The sequence below is a fragment of the Streptomyces sodiiphilus genome, from assembly GCF_039529215.1.
Taxonomy (GTDB): domain Bacteria; phylum Actinomycetota; class Actinomycetes; order Streptomycetales; family Streptomycetaceae; genus Streptomyces; species Streptomyces sodiiphilus.
Map to the genome: position 1 here is coordinate 22,395 of NZ_BAAAMJ010000032.1, position 16,126 is coordinate 38,520.

Sequence of the window (16,126 nt, forward strand, 5' to 3'; positions counted from 1 at the left end):
GAACCTCCGTGCAGAAGAAGGATCAGGACAGGGCCACGCGGGCAAGTCCGTCTCGTCCGGCCACGAGCCGCACCCTCGTCCGCGACGTCCGCATGACCTCGATGGGGAGCGAGGGGCCCAGCACGTAGACGTTGCCGTCGGCGAACTCCAGGACCTTTCGCCCGCCCGCGACCCGTCGCACGTTCGTCACGGTGTGCGGGTTTCCGCCGATCGTGATCACGTCTCCGAGACGGACGCCATCACCGACCGTCGTGACGATCTGACTCGTCGAACCGCTCATTGCACCTCCAGGCGTACGTCTTCGCCCCCTGCCGCGACCTTCACGGACGGGTAGCCGCGGATTCGGCAGCCGTCCAGGGCGAACCGGTCTAGGTACCGGTACTGAGGGCGACCCCGATCACGAATCCGCACGAAGCGCTGATGCAGATCACGAGGAGGACGCCGGCATACCGGCCGATGACGCGCATCACAGGCCGACCCGGCTGTTGTTGTTCTTCACGGCCAGGCGCGCGCTCAGTTCCTCCCGCGCCTTGGGTGCCACGACGTCATCGGGCATGGCGTCCCACTCGATGCCACCGTTCATCGGTCGCATCTGAACGCGTCCACCGATCTCGCCCATGACGAGGCCGATGCGTCCGGTCTTCTGGTCCTTGGCCAGTTCGCCGATTCCGGGTCTGGCCTGCTGATTGCTCGCCATAGGCACGAGCATGCTGCCGTTCACAAGGACGCCGGAACCTCCACCAAACCCCACTTCGGGACGTCCCGCGTCATGTAGAACGTCCCTAGTGCCGTCCCGAGGATCAGGGGGAGACTCATGCCGAACGAGAGGCTTCGTGCCGTCATGGCGGACGGAGGCTGGACGTACGCCACCCTCGCGCAAAAGGTCGACGTAGACCCCAAGTCCGTTGAGCGATGGGTCAATCTCGGCCGTACGCCACGCCGCGTCACAGCCATGCGGGCGGCAGAGACCCTAGGAGAAGACGTGCACGCACTCTGGCCGGCACTCCGGCAGGCGCGCGCGGCGCGAGCAATCAGCCCGGAGCTCGTGGCGCTCTACGACCAGCGGGCGGACATCCCCGTATCTGCCTTTGTGGACATGCTGACACAGGCCCGCAAGCACATCGATGTGTTGGTGTACGCCGCCGTCTTCCTCCATGAGGCGTATCCCCGACTGAACGAGCTCTTGCGAGAGCGGGCCTCAGAAGGCTGCGCGATCCGGATCGCGGTGGGCGACGCCGAGAGCGAGAACGTTCGGGCGCGCGGCGAGGAGGAGAAGTTCGGCCACGGCATCGAGTCCCGCTGCCGACTGGCACTCATGCACTACCGGCCCCTGATCGGCGTGCCCGGCATCGACATCCGGACCCACGGGACGACGCTCTACAACTCGCTCTACCGCGCCGATGATCAGTTGCTGGTCAATGCCCACGTCTGGGGCGTCAACGCTTACGGGGCCCCGGTGTGGCATCTTCGGCGAAGCGGGGAAGGCGGAATGTTCGACATGTACGCCGAGAGCTTCGACGCGGTGTGGTCCACGGCGACGCCCGTACAGCACAAGGGGTGACCATGGCACGAACCGAGTACTACGACGACCCGAACGCGCCCAAGCCCAACAGCATGGTTGTCGCGGCTTCGGCCGTCGTCACCGACGAGCAGGGGCGCATCCTGCTCCAGCGCCGACGCGACAACGATCTGTGGGCCCTCCCCGGCGGGGGTATGGACCTCACCGACTCGCTCCCCGGCACGGCCGTCCGCGAGGTCAAGGAAGAGACCGGCTTGGATGTGGAGGTCACGGGACTGGTCGGCACGTACACCGACCCTAGGCACGTCATCGCCTACACGGACGGCGAGGTGCGCCGGCAGTTCAACGTCTGCTTCACCGCGCGGATCGTTGGCGGAGAACTGGCGATCTCCGACGAGTCGACGGAGCTGCGGTTCGTCTCTCCAGACGAGCTGGACCAACTTCCGATGCACCACACGCAGCGACTCAGGCTCAGCCACTTCATGGAGCACCGCGAGCAGCCCTACCTCGGCTGACCCCATCTGCATGTCTTGGTGAACCCTCCGAAGCCCAGAAGATCAGCCATCAATAGAACCACTGAGTGGCCGACGGCGCCGGTGCGAGAGCCGCAGATCTTCGACCGGCCGCCATGAGCAGTCTGGGTGCACACTGGACAGGTGGGCAGGTAGAGGCGCGCATTCAGCCTGGGAGATCAAATGGCGGCCGTTGAAGATGACCCCAACATCGTCCCCATCGCACGCGAGGAGATCGTCGACCGCCTCACTTGGGCCGCCAAGAGTCGCTGCGGCATGACGGTAGAGGAAGTTCTCAGACAGCACCGTTCGGGGAAGTTGGACGACCCAGGCGCCCTCACGGACGTCTTGATCTTGCTCCATCTCCTTCCGTCCGATGACCCGTTGCTTGCTGGACAGTCCGATGAACGAAGTCGAGAACAACTGCGCTGAGGTGCGGATGCTGTCTGCCAAGGTCCACCAAGGCGGCAAGCAGTCCGCGACGGCTTTCCGCACACTCGCGCAGAAGCTGCTGGCGATCACAGTGATGGAACAGGGGCAGCGCTTGGTCCTGAGGCCACACACAAGGGGTGACACTGTCTGGGTTCTGGAAGGGGGGCACAACGCCCCTCACACTTCCGACGCCGGGCTGGTCAAGCTTCTGGATGGCCACTGGCTGAAGATCGGCTACCTGCTGTCACTCACAGGGAACAATCGCTTGGCCGTGACCAGCTCCAAGATTCAGTACCAGTGGACAGACACCGACCGATCCGAAGTCTTCCGTTACGACTACGCCTACGAAGCTGAGGGCCGGCATCCGGCAGCCCACCTCAATCTTCATGCGTTGCTGCCCGAGCCTGATGGTCCAGGAGGCCCGGGACGGCCACTTGAGCGAGTCCACTTCCCCACCGGCAGAACGTCTCTCGAACAGGTGCTCCGCCTGCTAGCTCAAGGCTTCCACGTGCGCACCGCGAGGCCACCCGAGATCTGGGAGCCTGTCCTAGCAGAGGCGGAACGAATGTTCTACGAGGTTGCTCACCAACCGAGTTTCACGTCCGCAGACGCTGCCTGATGCGCTTCATAGCTGAACCCATGCAACCTGAGGCGCATGTACCCAGACTGCCTCGCATGGTCAGTCGGCCGGGGAAACGGCTGCGGAATGCCCAGCGCCCTGACACAAGCGAACGACCGGCCGACGACGCCCCCCGTAGCCGTCGGCCGGTCGCCTGTCATCCCAAATCAGTCCGCCAGCGGTAGGTACACCCGGTTGCCCGAGGCCGCGAACTCCTTCGACTTCTCCAGCATTCCGGCCTCGATCTCCTCCGGCGTAGCGTCCGCGTCACCGCCGAACTGCTCTGTGATGCTTCTGCTGATCTTCATCGAGCAGAACTTCGGGCCGCACATCGAGCAGAAGTGGGCCGTCTTGGCGGGCTCGGCCGGGAGGGTCGCGTCGTGGTACTCACGGGCGGTGTCCGGGTCGAGCGAGAGGTTGAACTGGTCCTCCCAGCGGAACTCGAAGCGGGCGTCGGACAGGGCGTCGTCCCAGGCCTGGGCGCCCGGGTGGCCCTTGGCGAGGTCCGCCGCGTGGGCGGCGATCTTGTAGGTGATGACGCCGGTCTTCACGTCGTCGCGGTCAGGCAGGCCCAGGTGCTCCTTGGGGGTGACGTAGCAGAGCATCGCGGTGCCCCACCAGGCGATCATCGCCGCGCCGATGCCCGAGGTGATGTGGTCGTAGGCGGGAGCGATGTCGGTGGTGAGCGGGCCGAGGGTGTAGAACGGCGCCTCCTCGCAGATCTCCTGCTGGAGGTCGACGTTCTCCTTGATCTTGTGCATGGGGACGTGCCCCGGGCCCTCGATCATCGTCTGCACGTCATGCGACTTGGCGATCCGGTTGAGCTCGCCCAGGGTGCGCAGCTCGGCGAACTGGGCCTCGTCGTTGGCGTCCGCGATGGAGCCGGGGCGCAGGCCGTCGCCGAGGGAGTAGGTGATGTCGTAGGCCCGCAGGATCTCGCAGAGCTCCTCGAAGTGCGTGTAGAGGAAGCTCTCCTTGTGGTGCGCCAGACACCAGGCGGCCATGATCGAGCCACCGCGGGAGACGATGCCGGTCTTGCGGCGGGCCGTGAGCGGCACGTACCGCAGCAGCACGCCGGCGTGCACGGTCATGTAGTCCACGCCCTGCTCGGCCTGCTCGATGACCGTGTCGCGGTAGACGTCCCAGCTCAGCTCCTCGGCCTTGCCGTCCACCTTCTCCAGCGCCTGGTAGAGCGGCACGGTGCCGATCGGCACCGGGGAGTTACGCAGGATCCACTCCCGGGTGGTGTGGATGTTGCGGCCGGTGGAGAGGTCCATGACCGTGTCGGCTCCCCAGCGGGTCGCCCAGGTCATTTTCTCCACCTCCTCCTCGATGGATGAGGTCACCGCGGAGTTGCCGATGTTGGCGTTGACCTTCACCAGGAAGTTCTTGCCGATGATCATCGGCTCGGTCTCGGGGTGGTTGGTGTTGGCCGGGAGGACGGCCCGGCCGGCCGCGATCTCGTCGCGGACGAACTCGGGGGCGACGTTCTCCCGGATGGCGACGTACTCCATCTCCGGGGTGATCTCGCCCCGCCGGGCGTACGCGAGCTGGGTGACGGCCTGTCCGTCCCGGCCGCGGCGCGGCCTGCGCGGGCGGCCGGGGAAGACCGCGTCCAGGTTGCGCAGGCCGCCGCCGCGCGGCGCGGTGTGCTTGAGGCCGTCGTCCTCGGGGCGCGGCTCCCGCCCGGCGTACTCCTCGGTGTCTCCCCGCTCCAGAATCCAGTTCTGCCGCAGCGGTGCCAGTCCGCGGCGGACGTCGGTGTCGATGTTCGGGTCGGTGTACGGGCCCGACGTGTCGTAGAGCGTCACGTCGTTCCCGTCGGTGAGGTGCACCCTCCGCACCGGGACCCGCAGGTCCGGGCGGGATCCGCCGATATATCCCTTGTGCGAGCCGATGGCGGACGTGCGTGCATCCTGCGTGGTCATGAGACCCACTCCCTACGCCGGCATTACCCGGTAACAGGTTCGGCGGTCGGCGCAGCCCAGCGCCCTCTCAGCCCCGTGCTCGGAGCTCCCGCGATGGCAAATGTGCGCCCTCACGCTAGCGGCACACCGGGCGCGCTGAACAGGGGGCCCGGATTCTCTTGCGATGATCCCTCCGTGACCCAGCCGCATTCAGATGACATGTACGACCGTGACGCGCACCCGCACGGCCACACCCACCAGCACGGACCGGCAGCCCCGGTCTCCGCGCAGCTGCGCCGGGTCATCGGGGCCGTGCTGGTCCCGTTCGCCGTGCTGGTGCTCACCGGGCTGGTGGTGCTGTGGCCCGGCGGGGCGCCCGACGAGGAGGACGGGCGCACGGGTGTCGGTTTCGACCGGCAGCACGAGCAGGCCCAGGTCACCGAGGTGACCGAGGTGCCGTGCGAGGACATCGGTGTGCAGGTCCGGGAGGGGGCGGAGGGGCCCTGCGAGCACGCCACCGTGGAGGTGACGTCGGGCCCGCACACCGGCCGGACGTTCCAGGAGGTGGTGACGCCGGACGCCACGCAGCGGTACAGCCCCGGCCAGGACGTGGTCGTCGCCTACGCGCCGGACGCGCCCGAGGAGCTTCAGTACAGCGTCACGGACGTGAAGCGGACGGTGCCGATCGTGCTGCTGGCGATCGTGTTCGCGCTGGCGGTGGTGGCGGTGGGGCGGATGCGCGGGCTGCTGGCGCTGGTCGGGCTGGTGTCGAGCTTCGCGATCCTGACGATGTTCATCCTGCCGGCCATCCTGCACGGCTCGAATCCGCTGCTGGTGGCGGTCATCGGGGGCAGCGCCATCATGCTGGTGACGCTGTATCTGTGCCACGGGTTCACCGCCCGGACCTCGGTGGCGGTGCTGGGGACGCTGATCTCGCTGGTGCTGATCGGGCTGCTGGGGTCGTGGTTCATCGACTGGGCGCATCTGACGGGCAACACCAACGACCAGACGGGTCTGGTGCACGGCCTGTACCCGGGGATCGAGATCCGCGGTCTGCTGCTGGCCGGGATTCTGATCGGTTCGCTGGGTGTGCTGGACGATGTGACGGTCACCCAGACGTCGGCGGTGTGGGAGCTGAAGCAGGCGGACCCGCGGGCGAGCTGGCTGACGATCTACCGGTCGGGCATGCGGATCGGCCGTGACCACATCGCCTCGGTGGTCAACACGCTGGTGCTGGCGTACGCCGGTGCGGCGCTCCCGCTGCTGCTGTTGTTCACCATCGCGCAGAGCGATGTGGGCACGGTGGCCTTCAGCGAGCTGGTGGCGGAGGAGATCGTGCGGACTCTGGTGGGGTCGATCGGGCTGGTGGCGTCGGTGCCGGTGACCACCCTGCTGGCGGCGCTGGTGGTCAGCGCCGACCGGCGGCCGGACGCGCTGGAGGCGGGGTCGCGCCGGGCGGGTGCTACCAGCCGCCGCGGGAGGAGGAGGAAGAGGTGAACTTGCGCACCACGTAGATCAGCAGGGCGACCAGCACGGCGAAGACCAGGATCTTGAACACCAGCTCGACGACCCAGGCGATCACCGCCATGATCATCCCGCCGAAGACGGCCAGCGCCAGGACCGGAATCGCGATCCAGCGCACCCACCACGGCAGTGACAGGAATGCTTCCTTCATTTCTCCACGGCTCCTGTGGTCACGTACGGCCCGGCAGGCACCGGACCGCTGTGTCTTCGATGCTAGGCGGGCGGGAAGGCAGGCGGGAGGCTCACCGGCCCCGGTCCTCCCCTGAACGTTCCCTGAGCCGACCCTGAGACGGCGGCTCAGCTCTCGGGGGGAGAGAACACCACCAGCACCCGCAGGTCCTCGGTGATGTGGTGGAACTTGTGCGGCACGCCGGCCGGCACGTAGACGACGCTGCCCCGGCCGACGGTCGTGGTCTCCTCGCCCACGGTGACCGACGCCCGGCCGCTCATCACCAGGTACACCTCGTCCTGCCGGTGCGGCTGCTGCGGGTCGAGCTGCCCGGCGTCCAGCGCGTAGAGCCCGACGGACATGTTGCGCTCGCGCAGGAACTGCAGGTACGCGCCCTGGTTTGCGACACGCTCCGCCTCCAGCCGGTCCAGCCGGAACGCCTTCATCGACGCACACCCCCTGCCCCGCGGGGGGCTTCATCTGGAACGATCTGCTGCATGACGAGCATCCTTTTCCGCCTCATCGCCAACGCGGTGGCCCTGGCCGCCGCGGTCTGGCTGCTGGACGACATTACCCTCGGCACCGAGGGCGCGGGCACCAGCAGCCAGGCGGTCACCCTTCTCATCGTCGCGCTGATCTTCGGCGTGGTGAACCTCATCGTCAAGCCGATCGTGAAGCTCTTCTCGCTGCCCCTGCTGATCCTCACGCTCGGGCTGTTCGCCCTGGTGATCAACGCGCTGATGCTGATGCTGACCAGCTGGATCGCCGGTGACGCCTTCCAGGTCGACGGCTTCTGGACCGCGCTCCTGGGCGGCCTGATCGTCGCCATCGTCTCCTGGGCGGTGGAGATGGTGGTGGACCGGGACTGACCGCCTTCCCCGGAGCGGCCACGGCTGCCGGAGCGGCGAGCCGGGCGCCCTGTCGGGGGAACGCCACCCGCTCTAGGCTGGGCGGCATGGCCTCCACCGCCTACCGCGTCTGCTTCGTCTGCACCGGCAACATCTGCCGCTCCCCGATGGGCGAGGCCGTCCTCCGCGCCCGGCTGGCGGAGGACGGCCTCGGTGCTGTGGTGGCGGTGGACAGCGCGGGAACCGGCGGCTGGCACGCCGGCGAGGACGCCGACCCGCGCACCCTCACGGCGCTCTCCGCAGCCGGTTATCGCCTGGACCACACCGCCCGGCAGTTCCGGCCCGGCTGGTTCGCCCGCTACGACCTGGTCGTGGCGCTGGACCGGGGGCACCATCGGGAGCTGCGCGCGATGGCGCGGCGGCCGGAGGACGCGGCGAAGGTGCGGCTGCTGCGCTCCTTCGATCCGGACGCCGACGGCGTGGACGTCCCGGACCCGTACTACGGGGGTGCGGACGGCTTCACCGCGTGCCTGGCGCTGGTGGAGGCGGCGGCCGACGGGCTGCTGGCCACCGTGCGGGAGGCGGTGGCGGACCGATGACCGCCCGCACCGCGGACGCCGCGGGCGGCGGGGGCATCGGCGCCCGGGTCGCTGCGCTGGCCGGCGCCCGGTCCGGGCGCGCCTCGGCGGTGGGCGGCGGCGCCATCTGCGCGGCGCACCGGGTGGAACTCGACGACGGACGCACCGTCTTCGCCAAGACGCCGGCCGGGGCGCCCGGGGACTTCTTCCCCGCCGGGGCTGCGGGCCTGGAGCGGCTATGGTCCGCAGAGCGGAGCGGCCGCCCGGGCCGCCCTTGGCGGATGACCGGCGCCGCGACCGGCGGCCCGCGAACGAGAGGCGGAAGACACGATGACCGGTGACGGAACCCGCGCGGTGCGGGCCGGGCTGCCCCCGGCCAAGGACTACGAACCCGCCCTTCCGGGACCGGCGTTCGCCGCTCACTTCCACCTCCCCGGGGACCCCGCGGTGGCCCCCTACCGCTACGGCAGGGACGGCAACCCCACCTGGACTGCGCTGGAGGAGGCGCTGGCCGCCCTGGAGTCCCCGGGGGAGGCGGCCGAGGCGGTCGTCTTCGCCTCCGGCATGGGCGCCACCGCGAGTGTGCTGTTCACGCAGGTGCGGGCCGGGGACACGGTGGTGGTGCCGTCCGACGGCTACCACGGGACCTCGGGGCTGGCCCGCCGTCTTGAGGGCTTCGGCGTGACGGTGCGCCCGGTGGCCACCGGCTCCCCGGAGCAGGCCGCCGCCCTGGACGGCGCCCGGCTGCTGTGGATCGAGTCGCCGTCCAACCCGGGTCTTGACGTGTGCGACATCCGCGACCTGGCCGAGCGGGCCCGCGCGAGGGGCGTGCTGGTCGCGGTGGACAACACCCTGGCCACTCCGCTGGGCCAGCGGCCCCTGGAGCTGGGCGCGGACTTCTCGGTGGCCAGCGGCACCAAGGCGCTCAGCGGCCACGGTGACGTGCTGCTGGGCTACGTGGTGTGCCGGGACGCGGAGCGGGCGGAGGAGGTGCGCGGCTGGCGGCAGTCGGTGGGCGCGATCCTCGGCCCGATGGAGGCCTGGCTGGCGCACCGCAGCCTGGCCACCCTGCAGGTGCGGGTCGACCGGCAGGCGGCCACGGCCCTCGCCGTCGCGGAGGCGCTGGCCCGGCGCCCGGAGGTCACCGGGGTCCGGCACCCCGGGCTGCCCGGCGACCCGGCGCACGTCCTGGCGGCCCGGCAGATGCGGCGCTTCGGCTGCGTGGTGTCGTTCACGCTGCCGGACCGGGACTTCGCGGAACGGTTCCTGTGCGCGCTGCGGCTGGTGGACGACGCGACCAGCTTCGGCGGTGTGCGCTCCACCGCCGAGCGGCGTGCCCGGTGGGGCGGGGACGCGGTGTCCGAGGGTTTCATCCGGATGTCGGTCGGCCTGGAGGACGCGGAGGACCTGATCGCGGACCTGGAGCGGGCCCTGGACGGCGCGCGGGAGGCCGGGGAGAACGCGCGGGGATGACGGACCGGTCACGTCCGGGAGGTTTCGCCCCCCGGCCGGCGGGCCACAACCCCTCCATGAACGACGACCGCGCCGTGGTCAAACGCACCGCCCGCGCCATCCTGCTGGAGCCCGTACCGGCCGGCACCCCCGGCGGTCATTCCTTCGAGCTGATCGTCATCAAGCGCACCAAGCCGGGCCGCCCCCCGTACTGGATCACGCCGGGGGGCGGCGTCGAACCGGGGGACGCCACCGTGCTCGCCGCGCTGCACCGCGAGGTCCTGGAGGAACTCGGCGCCAAGGTCACCGATGTCGTGCCCGCGTTCGTGGACACCGTGCCGGTGAGCCCGGAGCGCGGCGAGACCTGCGGGCCCGGCCTGAAGGTGCAGCACTTCTTCCTGTGCCGGCCGGTCTCCCTGGACCCGGAGCTGCGGCACGGGCCCGAGGTGGACGATCCTTGCGGGACCTACGAGATCGTCCGCCTGCCGTTCACCCGGGCCGGTCTGGCCGCGGTGGACCTGGTGCCGCACACCCTGGCCGCGTATCTGCGGCAGAACATCGAGGGTCTTCCCGGCCTGCTCGCCCCGGACTTCTGCTGACGGGCCGCGGCCGGAGCCCGCCCGGCCGCGCCGGTCAGCCGAACCAGCCGCCCGGGCCGCCGGTGCGGGCAGCCGCGGCGGCCCGACGCCGCGCCTCGGCCAGTGCCCGTTCCGCCTCCGCGCGCCACTCCTCCACGTCCGGCACCGGGACGTCCGGCACGGGAACCGGGATCCGGGCCGGCTCGGGCGCGTCCGCCGGAGCCGGGGAGCGGCCGCCGCGCTCGAGCTGCCGCCGCTGCTGCGCGGCACGGGCCACCCCGAAGAAGTCCCCGCCCTTGCGCCGGTGGTCGTCCGTGCCCCAGTCCCGTGGGGCCCCCTTGGGCGCCTTGACCAGGTGCGGGATGTGCTTGGCGCAGTGGATGTACGCCTCCTCCACCTCGATGCGCACCCACAGCTGAGCACGGCGCCCGGGCACCGGGTCCTCGGGCAGATCCGGGCGGAGCGCCCGCATGTCGGCGTCGGGCACCACATGGGCCCGGCCGTTGATGTGCAGCCCGATCCGGGCCCGTTCGAAGTCCATCAGCAGCAGACCGGCGTGCGGGTTCTCCGACATGTTGCCGATGCTGGCGTGCACGCCGTTGCCCCGGTACTCGGGGTAGACCAGCGTGCGGTCGTCCAGCACCCGCAGGAAGCCGGGCGGGCCCGCGCGGAAGGTGCTGTCGCACTCGCCGTGCCGGTCGGCGGTGGACAGGAAGAACATCTCCTGCCGCGCGACGAACTCCCGCATCCGCTCGTTGAGATGGTCCAGCATCTGGTCCCGGTAGAACCGGTCCGCCCGCTCCCTGGTGCCCAGCCGGTGCTGGACGGCGTGCTCGCCGTCGCTGCCCGGCCGCCCGGCCGCCGGTCCCCCGAATTCCTCCGGCAGCGGCGGGTGGTTGCCGCCGCCGGTTCCGTTCGCTCCCGCCATAGTGCTAGCTCTCCGCTGCGACCCGATTGCCGATGAAGTCATGTCGTATCCGCTCGGCCGGGATGCCGGCCGAGACCAGGGCGTCCACGCCCTTGCGGACCATCTGCGGCGGGCCCGACAGGTACCCGTCGAACTCCCGCCACGGCCCCGCCTGGATCACCGCGTCCGGGAGTTCGCCTCCCAGGGCGTGCGCCGGACTGTCCGAGACCACCGGGCGCACCGACAGCCACTGATGCCGCTTCTCCAACTGGAGGAACGCGTCGAGGTCGTAGAGTTCCGCCTCCCGCCGCGCGCCGAAGAACACCTCCATCAGCCGCCGCCGGCCGTGCCGTGCCACGTCCTCCACCATCGCCTTGATCGGTGCGATGCCGGTGCTGCCGCCCACGCACAGCAGACCGGAGTTGGAGTCGTGGTCCACGGTCATGGACCCGGCCGGCGGGCCGAGCCGGATCACGTCACCCGGACGCGCCCGGTTCACCAGCGCCGTCGACACCCAGCCCGTCGGCACGGCCTTGACGTGGAAGGACAGCAGCCCGTCCGGGCGGGGGCAGGAGGCGAAGGAGTAGTGCCGCCACACCCGGGGCCACCAGGGCGTCTCGACGGTCGTGTACTGGCCGGCCCGGTAGGGGTAGGGCTGGTCGGGGCGGACGGTGATCACCGCGACGTTGCCGGCGCGGCGCTCGTGCCCGACCACCTCCGCCTTCCACCAGGCGGGCGAGCGCAGTTCGTCCTCCGCCGCGGCGTCGATCATGGTCTGGGAGATCGCCGTGTAGGCCCGCACCCAGGCCGCCTCGGCCTCGGGGCCCCAGCTGTTCACGGCGTAACGTTCCAGCGCCGTCATCAGGGCCTCGCCGACCGCCGGATAGTGCTCGGGACGGGTGCCGTACTTGCGGTGGCCCCGGCCCAGGCCGTCCAGGTACTCGGTCAGTGCCAGCGTGTCGTCGAGCGCGTCGGCGGCCGTCAGCAGGGCCTGGAACAGCCGGTCCCGCTGGGCGTCCATCGCCGCCGGGAACATGTCGCGCATCCCCGGGTTCTGCACGAACAGCATGGCGTAGAAGTAGGACGTCACCTGGCCGGAGATCGGCTCGATCTCCTCCAGCGTGCGGCGGATCAGCTGGGCATCGCCCGACGGACCGGGCCGTCCGGTGCCGATGGGCCCCCTCCTGCTGTCGCCGCCCGTACTCGCGGTCATGAACCTGCCTCGCCTCGGTCATCTTCCGGTCGCACAGCGTGTCAGTGCGCTCACCCGGAACGGGTGGAAAACCGGAAACCCGGCCATCGAGCTTGCCGCATCGCATAGGCTGAGCGACTATGCCGCAATCGGCCGGATGCGGAACCGACCATACCGTTATGTGGCTGAGACTCAAGCCCCGTCCGGGGGCCGCCTGGTCGCCGCGGCAGCTGTCCGGGCCATGTCCCCCGGGCCCCGCTCTCCCGTACGCTCGGCTCGGACGCATCACCACACACGGGGGAACGGCGTGGACGCGCTGCGATCGGACGACCCTGCCCGGATGGGCGGATATCCGCTGCTCGCACGGCTGGGAGCGGGCGGCATGGGAAGGGTCTACCTGACCCGCACGCCGGGCGGGCGGGCACTGGCCCTGAAGACCATCCTCGCCGAGCACACCCGGGACCCGGGTTTCCGCCGGCGGTTCGAGCGGGAGATCCGCAACGCCGACCGGGTCCGCAGCCCGTGGACCGTGCCGGTCGTGGACTGGAGCCGCGGCGCGGACGGTGACCAGTGGCTGGCCACGGAATACGTCCCGGCGCCCTCACTGCAGGAGTGGGTCGACCGCGCCGGACCGCTGCCCCCGCCGCTGCTGCGGGAGCTGACCACCGAACTCCTCCGGGCGCTGGCCGCCGTGCACGGCGAGGGGCTCGTGCACCGCGACCTCAAGCCGTCCAACGTGCTGCTCGGGCCGCACCGCCCGCTGCTCATCGACTTCGGCATCGCCCGGGCGGTCGACGACTCCCGCCTCACCGGCACCGGAAACGTGGTCGGCTCCCCCGGCTACCTCGCGCCCGAACAGATCAGCGGCCGGGCGGAAATCGGCCCGGCCACCGACCTGTTCGCCCTGGGAGCACTGCTGGTCTTCGCCGCGACGGGCCGGGGGCCGTTCACCGCGCCCGACGAGACACCCGGCACACCGGTGCTGCTCTACCGCGCGGTCCACGACGCACCGCGGCTGGACGGCGTCCCGGAGGACCTGCGGCCCTTCCTGACCGCTCTGCTGTCCAAGGACCCCGCCGGCCGGCCCACCGCCGCGAGGCCGGCCGCGGAACGGAAGAGCGCGCCCGGTGGCTGGGCGGCGGCGCTGCCCGCGTCCCTGTCCGAGGAACTGCGGCAGCGGGCCGCCCGGGCCGACGGCCTCTCCGCGCCCACCGCGGCACCGCCTCCGCTGCCCGCCGGGCCGCCGACCGTCACCGCCCCGGGGACACCGCCCCCTCCCGGCCACTCACCCTCACCCGGACCCCGGGCCGCCGCTCCTCCCGCCCCCGCTCACCCGGGCCCTCCGGCGGCGCCGCCCGGACGGACCCGGCTCGCGTCCCCGGTGGCCGCCGCCGTGCTGACCGTCGTGGCACTGCTGGCCGGTGGCTTTCTGCTGCTGGACCGGGACGGAAGGACCGGAGAGGGAGGGGGCGGTGCCGGCACCGCCCCCTCCTCCCCCTCTCCCGGCGAAGCGGACCGGACGGACAGCGCCGGCGACGGCGACGGCGACGGCGACGGCGACGGCGAAGAGGGCGACGGACGCTCCCTGGCCGGGTACTGGGTCGGCAAGTGGGAGGGGGTCGGCCCCGGGCAGCAGGGCTATACCAGTCAGTACAGGGTCAACCTGGAACTGTCCCCGGGCGAGGTGGGCGACGTCGTCGGCCATCAGGTGAGCAGCGTCACCGACAACATGACCGGGCTGGAGCTCGGCTGCACCGAGACACTCAAGCTCATCGCCGTCCGGAGCGGCGAACTGGTGCTGCAGGCCAGCAGTGGCAAGAGCACGGCCGGAGCCGCGTGGATCGACTCCAGCTGCGACAAGAACCCCGTCTACACACTCACCCCGGACACCGAGGACGTGATGCACGTGGAACACCCACTCGATCCGGAGGTCGGCGCCCCCGACTCGCTGCGAAGGGTGGCGCGATGACCGGCACCGAAACACACCCGGCCGCTGCTCCGGCGCCCGGCAGGCCGGTGATCCGTCCGGCCACCGCCGAGGACGTGCCCGCGATCGTCGCGATGCTCGCCGACGACCCGCTGGGCGCGCGGCGCGAGAGCCCAGGTGAACTCGGCGTTTACCGGGCGGCGTTCGCGCGGATCGCCGCCGACCCCGGCCAGCGGCTGGTGGTGGCGGCGCGGGACGCCCGCCCGGTCGGCACGCTCCAGCTCACCGTCATCCCCGGGCTGTCCCGCCGCGGCGCCTCCCGTGCCCTGATCGAGGCCGTCAGGGTGCACGCCTCCGAACGCGGCAACGGACTGGGCGGCGAACTGATCCGGTGGGCCGTCGCCGAGGCACGGCGGGAGGGCTGCGCCGTGATCCAGCTGACCTCCGACGCGACCCGGACCGACGCCCACCGCTTCTACACCCGCCTCGGCTTCACCGCCTCGCACGTGGGCTTCAAGATGGCCCTGTGAGCCCGCGCCCCGGTGAGCCGCTCCGCCGCCGCGCCCCCGGCCGGTCCGGCACGCCGCGCCAGCCGCGGGGGTCGGTACCGCCGGGCACCGGCGCGTCGGGGTCGTAGGGGTGGCGGGTGAAGACGAAGGTGCCCGCGTCGAGATGGCTCACGGTGCCGTCGGGGCGGCGCACCGCGCGCAGGGTCTCGCCCGCGAAGTAGCCGTCCAGGCCGGTCCAGGTGCCGTCGGGGCGGGGGGCGAAGCGCGCGCCGCGGCCGCCGCCCGCCACCGGCCCCAGTTCCACGGCCCCGCCCGCCCTCACCCGCAGCACGTGCGGCTGTGTGCCCCAGTACCAGACGCCGGCCGGCTTCACGAGCCCCGCCTCGGCGTCGGGCATGGGGCGCCAGGTCTCGGGGATCACCGGTTCCCGCTCGGCGACGATGTCCAGCAGGCCGGCGGCCAGTGTGGCGGCGGGCAGCCCCGAGGTGGCATTGGCCGCGGCGACGGCGGCCAGCCGCTCCTCGGGACACGTCCACAGCCCGGCGACGAAGCCCGGCATGGAGCCGGAGTGGCCCGCCAGCAGCCTCCCCCGGCGGCGGATCAGCTGCATGCCCAGCCCGTAGGCGCTGTCCCAGTCCCGTGCCTCGGGGGCGACGGCGGGCCGGCGCATCTCCTGAAGGCTGTCCGCGCCGAGCACCCGCTCGTCCCCGGCCGTGAGGAAGGCCGCGAACCGGCACAGGTCGGCGGCGGTGGACCACAGCTGCCCCGCCGGTGCCATCCGCCCGGTGTCCACGGCCGGTTCGGGCTGCACCACGTCGGCGTACGGGTGGACCGCCCAGCCCTGGGCGTGCGGGGACCTGGGCAGCGTCGTGGTGGCGGTCATGCCCAGCGGCCGCAGCACCTCCTCCTCCAGCACCCGGTGCCAGGGCCGGCCGCGCACCTCCTCCACCAGCGCGCCGAGCAGCGCGTAACCGGGGTTCGAGTAGTGGTGCCGGCGCCCGGGCGGGTGCTTGACCGGGTCCTCGCCGAGGATGTCGGCCAGCTCCGGCCGCAGCGTGCCCTCCGTCCGCTCCCACCAGGGGCCGCGGGCCTCGGCCGCCAGACCGCCGGAGTGCGCCAGCAGCTGGGCGATCGTCGCCTCCCCGCCCTCGGGGGCGGCCAGGTGGCGGTCCAGCCGGTCGCCGAGCGCGATCAGTCCCTCGTCCCGCAGCCGCATCACCAGCACCGCGACGAACGTCTTGGTGATCGACCCGATCCGGTACTGCACCTCGGGGCCGGGCACCGTCCCGGCGACCTCCCCGCGCCCCTCGCTCCACACCGGCAGCCCGTCCCGCACCACGGCGGCGACCACCGACGGTGCCCTGCCTTCCGCCTGGGCCACCGCCAGCCGGTGGTACAGGGCGCGGGAGGTCGAGGACAGCAGGGCGTCATGAGGTTCCGTCATGACGCCACC

19 protein-coding genes and 1 riboswitch are annotated in these 16,126 nt (G+C 71.4%); of the genes, 11 read left to right on the plus strand and 8 right to left on the minus strand.

Translation table 11 applies throughout. The features are described 5' to 3' along the window. Nucleotides 1-22: 22 nt before the first annotated feature. Both ABD299_RS16095 and ABD299_RS16100 read right to left on the minus strand, forming a co-directional pair. A complete protein-coding gene (locus ABD299_RS16095; RefSeq protein WP_344262926.1) occupies nucleotides 23-280 on the minus strand; it encodes a hypothetical protein in 258 nt (85 codons plus the stop codon). A gap of 186 nt (nucleotides 281-466) precedes the next feature. After that, nucleotides 467-709 (minus strand): hypothetical protein, encoded by a 243-nt coding sequence (locus tag ABD299_RS16100; RefSeq protein ID WP_344263254.1) that lies wholly within the window; start codon nucleotides 707-709, stop codon nucleotides 467-469. Nucleotides 710-814: 105 nt separating this feature from the next. Between ABD299_RS16100 and ABD299_RS16105 the strand changes: the two genes are divergently transcribed. From ABD299_RS16105 to ABD299_RS16115, 3 genes are all read left to right on the plus strand, one after another. Further along, nucleotides 815-1,561 (plus strand): helix-turn-helix domain-containing protein, encoded by a 747-nt coding sequence (locus ABD299_RS16105; protein WP_344262927.1) that lies wholly within the window; start codon nucleotides 815-817, stop codon nucleotides 1,559-1,561. 2 nt (nucleotides 1,562-1,563) lie between these two features. Beyond that, nucleotides 1,564-2,034, plus strand: coding sequence for an NUDIX domain-containing protein (locus tag ABD299_RS16110; protein WP_344262928.1), 471 nt, complete (start codon nucleotides 1,564-1,566; stop codon nucleotides 2,032-2,034). A gap of 400 nt (nucleotides 2,035-2,434) precedes the next feature. Then, entirely contained in the window at nucleotides 2,435-3,082 is a 648-nt protein-coding gene (locus ABD299_RS16115; protein ID WP_344262929.1) for a hypothetical protein, read from the plus strand. Nucleotides 3,083-3,249: 167 nt separating this feature from the next. On the opposite strand, the gene thiC is transcribed toward ABD299_RS16115, so the two are convergent. Then, nucleotides 3,250-5,010, minus strand: coding sequence for a phosphomethylpyrimidine synthase ThiC (thiC, locus tag ABD299_RS16120; RefSeq protein WP_344262930.1), 1,761 nt, complete (start codon nucleotides 5,008-5,010; stop codon nucleotides 3,250-3,252). Next, a riboswitch (TPP riboswitch) is annotated at nucleotides 5,003-5,112 on the minus strand. Its footprint overlaps the gene before it by 8 nt. A 72-nt stretch (nucleotides 5,113-5,184) precedes the next feature. Between thiC and ABD299_RS16125 the strand changes: the two genes are divergently transcribed. After that, nucleotides 5,185-6,486 carry a YibE/F family protein gene (locus tag ABD299_RS16125; RefSeq protein ID WP_425581348.1) on the plus strand — a complete coding sequence of 434 codons (1,302 nt, stop codon included), beginning with the start codon at nucleotides 5,185-5,187 and terminating at the stop codon, nucleotides 6,484-6,486. On the opposite strand, the gene ABD299_RS16130 is transcribed toward ABD299_RS16125, so the two are convergent. Beyond that, nucleotides 6,452-6,664 (minus strand): DUF5326 family protein, encoded by a 213-nt coding sequence (locus ABD299_RS16130; RefSeq protein WP_344262932.1) that lies wholly within the window; start codon nucleotides 6,662-6,664, stop codon nucleotides 6,452-6,454. The two genes, ABD299_RS16125 and ABD299_RS16130, sit on opposite strands and share 35 nt — an antisense overlap. A 146-nt stretch (nucleotides 6,665-6,810) precedes the next feature. Further along, nucleotides 6,811-7,128 carry a cupin domain-containing protein gene (locus ABD299_RS16135; RefSeq protein WP_344262933.1) on the minus strand — a complete coding sequence of 106 codons (318 nt, stop codon included), beginning with the start codon at nucleotides 7,126-7,128 and terminating at the stop codon, nucleotides 6,811-6,813. A gap of 51 nt (nucleotides 7,129-7,179) precedes the next feature. On the opposite strand from ABD299_RS16135, the gene ABD299_RS16140 reads away from it, so the two are divergent. From ABD299_RS16140 to ABD299_RS16160, 5 genes are all read left to right on the plus strand, one after another. Then, nucleotides 7,180-7,551 (plus strand): phage holin family protein, encoded by a 372-nt coding sequence (locus ABD299_RS16140; RefSeq protein ID WP_344262935.1) that lies wholly within the window; start codon nucleotides 7,180-7,182, stop codon nucleotides 7,549-7,551. Nucleotides 7,552-7,637: 86 nt separating this feature from the next. Further along, on the plus strand, nucleotides 7,638-8,129 hold the full coding sequence (locus tag ABD299_RS16145; protein WP_344262936.1) for a low molecular weight protein-tyrosine-phosphatase: 492 nt from the start codon (nucleotides 7,638-7,640) through the stop codon (nucleotides 8,127-8,129). After that, nucleotides 8,126-8,449 (plus strand): hypothetical protein, encoded by a 324-nt coding sequence (locus tag ABD299_RS16150; protein WP_344262937.1) that lies wholly within the window; start codon nucleotides 8,126-8,128, stop codon nucleotides 8,447-8,449. Before ABD299_RS16145 ends, ABD299_RS16150 begins: the two co-directional genes overlap by 4 nt. Further along, complete coding sequence (locus tag ABD299_RS16155; RefSeq protein WP_344262939.1) at nucleotides 8,439-9,581, plus strand: cystathionine gamma-lyase; 1,143 nt, start codon at nucleotides 8,439-8,441, stop codon at nucleotides 9,579-9,581. The genes ABD299_RS16150 and ABD299_RS16155 overlap by 11 nt, the downstream gene beginning before the upstream one ends. A 56-nt stretch (nucleotides 9,582-9,637) precedes the next feature. Next, the gene (locus ABD299_RS16160) at nucleotides 9,638-10,159 is read left to right on the plus strand and encodes an NUDIX domain-containing protein (protein ID WP_344262941.1); all 522 of its coding nucleotides are present in this window, start codon (nucleotides 9,638-9,640) and stop codon (nucleotides 10,157-10,159) included. Between the two features lie 34 nt (nucleotides 10,160-10,193). Here the strand turns inward: ABD299_RS16160 and ABD299_RS16165 are convergent, their stop codons facing one another. Together ABD299_RS16165 and ABD299_RS16170 are read right to left on the minus strand one after the other, a co-directional pair. Then, a complete protein-coding gene (locus tag ABD299_RS16165; protein ID WP_344262943.1) occupies nucleotides 10,194-11,066 on the minus strand; it encodes a pyridoxamine 5'-phosphate oxidase family protein in 873 nt (290 codons plus the stop codon). 4 nt (nucleotides 11,067-11,070) lie between these two features. Further along, nucleotides 11,071-12,258 (minus strand): globin domain-containing protein, encoded by a 1,188-nt coding sequence (locus tag ABD299_RS16170; protein WP_344262945.1) that lies wholly within the window; start codon nucleotides 12,256-12,258, stop codon nucleotides 11,071-11,073. 286 nt (nucleotides 12,259-12,544) lie between these two features. On the opposite strand from ABD299_RS16170, the gene ABD299_RS16175 reads away from it, so the two are divergent. Beyond that, a complete protein-coding gene (locus ABD299_RS16175) occupies nucleotides 12,545-14,206 on the plus strand; it encodes a serine/threonine-protein kinase (RefSeq protein WP_344262947.1) in 1,662 nt (553 codons plus the stop codon). Then, nucleotides 14,203-14,694, plus strand: a complete 492-nt coding sequence (locus ABD299_RS16180; protein WP_344262949.1) for a GNAT family N-acetyltransferase — start codon at nucleotides 14,203-14,205, stop codon at nucleotides 14,692-14,694. Before ABD299_RS16175 ends, ABD299_RS16180 begins: the two co-directional genes overlap by 4 nt. Here the strand turns inward: ABD299_RS16180 and ABD299_RS16185 are convergent. Then, nucleotides 14,678-16,117 carry a serine hydrolase domain-containing protein gene (locus ABD299_RS16185; RefSeq protein WP_344262950.1) on the minus strand — a complete coding sequence of 480 codons (1,440 nt, stop codon included), beginning with the start codon at nucleotides 16,115-16,117 and terminating at the stop codon, nucleotides 14,678-14,680. The genes ABD299_RS16180 and ABD299_RS16185 overlap by 17 nt on opposite strands. Nucleotides 16,118-16,126: the final 9 nt, after the last annotated feature.

Coding starts and splice junctions, on each gene's coding strand:
- ABD299_RS16095 (WP_344262926.1), bottom strand. CDS start 280: ATGAGCGGTTCGACGAGTCAGATCGTCACGACGGTCGGTGATGGCGTC.
- ABD299_RS16100 (WP_344263254.1), bottom strand. CDS start 709: ATGCTCGTGCCTATGGCGAGCAATCAGCAGGCCAGACCCGGAATCGGC.
- ABD299_RS16105 (WP_344262927.1), top strand. CDS start 815: ATGCCGAACGAGAGGCTTCGTGCCGTCATGGCGGACGGAGGCTGGACG.
- ABD299_RS16110 (WP_344262928.1), top strand. CDS start 1,564: ATGGCACGAACCGAGTACTACGACGACCCGAACGCGCCCAAGCCCAAC.
- ABD299_RS16115 (WP_344262929.1), top strand. CDS start 2,435: ATGAACGAAGTCGAGAACAACTGCGCTGAGGTGCGGATGCTGTCTGCC.
- thiC (WP_344262930.1), bottom strand. CDS start 5,010: ATGACCACGCAGGATGCACGCACGTCCGCCATCGGCTCGCACAAGGGA.
- ABD299_RS16130 (WP_344262932.1), bottom strand. CDS start 6,664: ATGAAGGAAGCATTCCTGTCACTGCCGTGGTGGGTGCGCTGGATCGCG.
- ABD299_RS16135 (WP_344262933.1), bottom strand. CDS start 7,128: ATGAAGGCGTTCCGGCTGGACCGGCTGGAGGCGGAGCGTGTCGCAAAC.
- ABD299_RS16140 (WP_344262935.1), top strand. CDS start 7,180: ATGACGAGCATCCTTTTCCGCCTCATCGCCAACGCGGTGGCCCTGGCC.
- ABD299_RS16145 (WP_344262936.1), top strand. CDS start 7,638: ATGGCCTCCACCGCCTACCGCGTCTGCTTCGTCTGCACCGGCAACATC.
- ABD299_RS16150 (WP_344262937.1), top strand. CDS start 8,126: ATGACCGCCCGCACCGCGGACGCCGCGGGCGGCGGGGGCATCGGCGCC.
- ABD299_RS16155 (WP_344262939.1), top strand. CDS start 8,439: ATGACCGGTGACGGAACCCGCGCGGTGCGGGCCGGGCTGCCCCCGGCC.
- ABD299_RS16160 (WP_344262941.1), top strand. CDS start 9,638: ATGAACGACGACCGCGCCGTGGTCAAACGCACCGCCCGCGCCATCCTG.
- ABD299_RS16165 (WP_344262943.1), bottom strand. CDS start 11,066: ATGGCGGGAGCGAACGGAACCGGCGGCGGCAACCACCCGCCGCTGCCG.
- ABD299_RS16170 (WP_344262945.1), bottom strand. CDS start 12,258: ATGACCGCGAGTACGGGCGGCGACAGCAGGAGGGGGCCCATCGGCACC.
- ABD299_RS16180 (WP_344262949.1), top strand. CDS start 14,203: ATGACCGGCACCGAAACACACCCGGCCGCTGCTCCGGCGCCCGGCAGG.
- ABD299_RS16185 (WP_344262950.1), bottom strand. CDS start 16,117: ATGACGGAACCTCATGACGCCCTGCTGTCCTCGACCTCCCGCGCCCTG.